The organism is Rhodoblastus sp., from assembly GCF_052145335.1.
Classification (GTDB): domain Bacteria; phylum Pseudomonadota; class Alphaproteobacteria; order Rhizobiales; family Beijerinckiaceae; genus Rhodoblastus.
The window spans coordinates 1-4,330 of sequence record NZ_JBKQOU010000263.1; the positions used below are offsets into that span (position 1 = coordinate 1).

At 62.1% G+C, this 4,330-nt stretch carries 6 protein-coding genes; all 6 read right to left on the reverse strand.

Features of this window, described 5'->3' with window-relative positions:
- Positions 1–87: 87 nt before the first annotated feature.
- Complete coding sequence (cas2e, locus tag ACLP2E_RS16570; RefSeq protein ID WP_442464283.1) at positions 88–405, reverse strand: type I-E CRISPR-associated endoribonuclease Cas2e; 318 nt, start codon at positions 403–405, stop codon at positions 88–90.
- Positions 405–1,298, reverse strand: a complete 894-nt coding sequence (gene cas1e / locus ACLP2E_RS16575) for a type I-E CRISPR-associated endonuclease Cas1e (RefSeq protein WP_442464284.1) — start codon at positions 1,296–1,298, stop codon at positions 405–407. Before cas1e ends, cas2e begins: the two co-directional genes overlap by 1 nt.
- A 10-nt stretch (positions 1,299–1,308) precedes the next feature.
- The gene (locus tag ACLP2E_RS16580; RefSeq protein WP_442464285.1) at positions 1,309–2,028 is read right to left on the reverse strand and encodes a type I-E CRISPR-associated protein Cas6/Cse3/CasE; all 720 of its coding nucleotides are present in this window, start codon (positions 2,026–2,028) and stop codon (positions 1,309–1,311) included.
- Positions 2,025–2,759 carry a type I-E CRISPR-associated protein Cas5/CasD gene (cas5e, locus tag ACLP2E_RS16585; RefSeq protein ID WP_442464286.1) on the reverse strand — a complete coding sequence of 245 codons (735 nt, stop codon included), beginning with the start codon at positions 2,757–2,759 and terminating at the stop codon, positions 2,025–2,027. Before cas5e ends, ACLP2E_RS16580 begins: the two co-directional genes overlap by 4 nt.
- The gene (cas7e, locus tag ACLP2E_RS16590; RefSeq protein ID WP_442464287.1) at positions 2,752–3,912 is read right to left on the reverse strand and encodes a type I-E CRISPR-associated protein Cas7/Cse4/CasC; all 1,161 of its coding nucleotides are present in this window, start codon (positions 3,910–3,912) and stop codon (positions 2,752–2,754) included. Before cas7e ends, cas5e begins: the two co-directional genes overlap by 8 nt.
- On the reverse strand, positions 3,909–4,330 hold a 422-nt coding region (locus ACLP2E_RS16595; RefSeq protein WP_442466563.1), incomplete at its 5' end, for a hypothetical protein. The genes cas7e and ACLP2E_RS16595, both read right to left, overlap by 4 nt.

The following is a 4,330-nucleotide window of genomic DNA, read 5'->3' on the forward strand; positions in this document are numbered from 1 at the left end:
GGGGTCTATCCCCGCAGGTGCGGGGGAGCCTCTTGCTGCTAAGGCTTTGAATAAGCAATAAACGATGTCAAACAGCGATAAAAGCCCTCAGCCGATTTTTTTTGGCTGCGGCAATGGGTGGCGCACCAAGAGCATCGCGTTATAGGCGACAATTTCCTTTGGAGGCTCGCCGAGAGTGGCGAGGCCGAGGCCGCCGTGGGCGCCTTTTTCCGCCCAGGTCATGACGATGCCGCCGCGATGCAATTGGCTGTGCCAGTCTGACAAAACGTCCCAGATCCGGTTCCGCACGCCAGCGCTCATGCGCGGGTGCGAATAGACGCCGGGCGCCAGTTCCAGCATTGTCGAAGCGAGAAAGCCTCTATAGCGCGGCTCGACGTCACGCGTGATGACAACGACCATTGGCATCAGCCGTCTCCTGCCACTGGCGAAGCCTCGGCCCTTTCGACGCCGAGCAGCAATTTGATCCGGTCGATCATTGTCGGAATAACCAGACGCTGCCGCATCAGTTGCGCTGCGCGCCGGCGCGTCACCCGCTCGACCGCTTCACCGCTTTTCATCGCCTCGCGAACAGCGCCGAAGGCTATGTCCAGCACGACGTCGTGGCGATAGAGGTCCGCGATGTCGAGAACGAAGGATTGCCCGGAGTCCTCGTGGATGAAACCAAGTTGGGGAATAGCGCCCACCGAGGCGACCGCCACCGCCGCCGCGGCGCTCATCGCCGTTGCGGCGTGATTGATCGCCTGATTGGGCAAATCTCCCGCTTCAGGATTTTGACGGTCATAATTGCGCCCCCGCCAAGTCACAGCGTGGCTCTCGGCGGCGAGTTGATACGCGCGCTTTATGCGCGCGCCTTCCTGTCCGCGCAAAACCTCAATGTCGCGCGTTCGGACAATTTCATCGAAACGAATGGCGTACATGGCGCGCGCGACTTCCATGCGGCTCTGGGGATCCGCCCAAGCCTTGACCTGCGCGCGCGCCACAGCGGATGTGTCCGGCGCCAAGGGCGGCGCCGTGTAAATACGCACACCACCTTCGCCAACGGCGGCCAACGCGCAACCATGCCGCGCCAACAGCCGGAGCGCGTCATGGGTGACGCTCGACCCCGGCCCGAGAAGGAAAATCGAAACCGCCTGATGCGGAATTTGGTAGGAGCCCGCCGGCAATTCAGCGCCACCGGCGGTCACGAAACGAAGGCAGCCGTCTTCGACATCCAGCCGACCGCGCTCCAGCCAAATCAGACCATGCCGATTCGCGTGGGGAATACGCGACTTTTCCAGTCCGAGCCGCCCCGAGAGCATGATGGCCTTCCTATCGCGCTGGCCGCAACAGCAGCATGCCATAGCCATAGGCCGCATGACGGCCAACGCCCTTGGCCAGACGCTCGGCGAAAGCGCCGCCGTCCAGAATTGTGAGTTCGCCATGCCAAGTGACGTCAGGACCTTCGCGTGATTGGCCACCGCGCAAAACGGCTCTGCGTTCGAAACTGACCATTCGCGCCAGTTCCAGCCGCGCCGCATCGCTCAGCCTTTCGACAAGCCAGCGTCGATAGACCGTCTCGCGGTCAACCGCATCGATTTCCGGGTTCCCCTCCGGAGGCTCACGCAGCGCCTCGACGAGAAAAGCGTCGACTTCCGCGCCCTTCGGGAAAACACCGGCAGGCTTCAGAAGCCGTTTTACGGGTCGCGTGCGAAGGTCAAAGGCGAGGCGACGCCCTTCCCTCCAAGCATTTGGCATGGTTTTGCCAGCCAATTCCTGAAGGTTGCAAACCGCCAGCGCGTCGGGCAACGCGCATTCCTGCGCCACTTGTTTGAGCGCCGTGACGTCCGACTGCGCATAAGCGTAAATTACGCCGCTGGCTGCGCCCGGCAGCGCCATCAGCCGGAATGGCTGCAGGGCCCCCTTGCCGAATGTTTCCGAAAGCAGATGATGCAGGCCTCGCCCCTCGTCAGCGCTGAAACCGCGCGCCGCCGCCCAGCGCCGAAGCGACCTGAGTTCGACCGGAAGACTAATGAGTTGGAATTCGGTCATGCGGCAAATTCCCGAGCCGTGACGACGCCTTCGACGATCCGGCGTGCGCCACCGTGCAGTCCGGTGCGCCAATTGCGCAAATCAGGCAGATCGACGATGCGCCAGACGTCGTCGCCGTCGTCCGGGCCTTCGCCGACCGGCCAGATCGCGCGCAGCTTTTTCGGCGCGCTGTCATCCATCGCGATTTGCGCCAAGGCCGCGTGGGCGGTGGGCGCCAGGATGAAATCCGGCCAGAGCACCGGGAACGAAGGCAAACAGGGTTTGCGGCCAATGAAAATCGGTCGGGCGGGCTGACGCAGCGCAGCGGCGAGCGCGTCGAGGTCCGGTTGCGCGGCGACCGGCTCGAGCCGCAACACGACGATGACGCAGGCATCCATGTGATAATCGCGCCGACGTCGATGCGGCGCGTTGTAACTTGCGCCAGCGCGCCCCTCAGGTTCGCCCCAAGTGGTCCAGCCTTTGTCGTTCTTTTCCAGCCGCGCATTTTGAGTATCGGTCAACGGCGCGGGCAGTTCCTCCCGGCCCTGACGCGCCGCGAAGACCAGACGATCCTGCAAAGCCTGACATTTCTCCCAGTCGGTGCGCTTCCATCCCAGCGCGTTGGCCAAAAGCCCGGCAAGCATGGATTGAGCGGGGAAATCGCGAGTGACGCCGACATGGTCGATCGTTACGCCGCCAAAGGCGAGCAAGGGCGCCTCAAGTCGCAGTGCGAGCCAACATTGGTCAGGCATGGGTCGCTTCCTTCACCTTAATCGCGGCCCACATTGCAAGCTCCGCCAGCGAAGCGTCGCCGACGCCCTCCAGCGCGACATCGGAGAGATTTAGGCACAGGCGGCTTTCGCCCGTTGCATAGGCCTGATCGAATTTTCCAAGCTGCGCCTTCAGCTTTTCCACCGCCGCATCCAGACGCGGGTGCGCGGGTTTGCGAAAACTTTCCGCGAGGCTGCGTGGCTGGCGGTCACCTGCCTCGAGCAGCATGAACCCAGCGCGGCCATATGGTGCCGTCGAGCCGAGCTTTGCGCCGGGAGAGACCTCGGCGATCAGATGGATAAGATGATGAACGACACGACTGGCCAAGTCAGCGTCGTCGCCGCAATTGGTGATCAGCCCAGGCAGATCGATGACCGCATAACCATAGAAAAGGCCGCTGGTGAGTTCCGTTTCCTGGATGGTGTCTGCGCCGCTGTCGTCGTCGTCCTTTTTCAGGTCGTCCACGGCGGTGAAATAATCGCTTTCGGCTTCTTCGCCATGTACGGTGAAAGCATGGGCGACATGAACCGGCGCGTCGATGTTGGCGGCGGGATCGGACGTCACCATGCGGCCGAACAGGGCAGCGACGAGGCCGCCCGGCAAGGCGGCGTTTTCGGCCATCGCTTTGTAGTTCTTGTCCTTGACCCAGTCCGAAACAGCTTTTTTCACGGCCGCCACATCGCCGGATTCGCTGGCCAGCCTTTCGGCTTCCCGCGCCAGCCAGTTCAACTCAGGCTCGCCAAGCAGCAGCGTCTGGCGGTTCTTCTTGCCTTTGTCCGCCTTGTCGCCATAGACCAACTTTTGAAATTCCGGTTCAAGCGCGGCCACAACATCGTCGGGATATTTGCCCTTCAAGGGCGCTATGACTTTTTCCGTCACCAGTTCGCGCGAGCGCGATGAATCCACATAATTTGCAAGATGCTGCAATGCGTGTGGGTCATCTCTGACAACCTGGCCTTCCGAATTCACTTCTCGAGCCAAACGCCAATGGCGCTTGAGACATTGCGAAGAAATGCGCGTGCGCGACACGCCGCCAAAGCGGAGCCTTTTTGCGAGGCCGGAATCATCGCGATTGAGCAGCGCGGCGGCATAAGAGTGCAGAGTATGAATTTGCAGGAAACGCGGGGCGGTCATTGGGCAACTTCCTCATGTTCGGAATGATGGACGGCGGAATCGAGACGCCGGTAATAATCGCGGGCGATTTTTTGCAGGCTGCGGCCAAGGTCACGGGACAGAAGCAAGACGGCGATGTCGATGCAATTGACTCCGCTTTCGCGCGCGCGGCTCGCCGCGAGCATATGGGCGATCCGCGTCAGGGCATCGCCGTATTGTTCGACGGGCGCCGCAAGCAGGCGCGCCAGCCGTTGCTCCGAGAGGAGGGGGCGCGGTTCTCCCGCACCGGGCCAGTCGGCTGAGCCGCCATCACAGAGAGCCTGACCCAATCCGCGCTTTCCCTCATGCAGAACTCCACGTGCCTGCCGCTCGCCCTTGGGCGTGATGAGCGCCATAATCTGGACAATCCGCATCCACGCATCCGCGTTGGATTCGAGAA

What these genes read in the sequence shown, in the direction of transcription:
- cas2e (WP_442464283.1), bottom strand. Translation starts at nt 405, where the DNA reads ATGCCAATGGTCGTTGTCATCACGCGTGACGTCGAGCCGCGCTATAGA.
- cas1e (WP_442464284.1), bottom strand. Translation starts at nt 1,298, where the DNA reads ATGCTCTCGGGGCGGCTCGGACTGGAAAAGTCGCGTATTCCCCACGCG.
- ACLP2E_RS16580 (WP_442464285.1), bottom strand. Translation starts at nt 2,028, where the DNA reads ATGACCGAATTCCAACTCATTAGTCTTCCGGTCGAACTCAGGTCGCTT.
- cas5e (WP_442464286.1), bottom strand. Translation starts at nt 2,759, where the DNA reads ATGCCTGACCAATGTTGGCTCGCACTGCGACTTGAGGCGCCCTTGCTC.
- cas7e (WP_442464287.1), bottom strand. Translation starts at nt 3,912, where the DNA reads ATGACCGCCCCGCGTTTCCTGCAAATTCATACTCTGCACTCTTATGCC.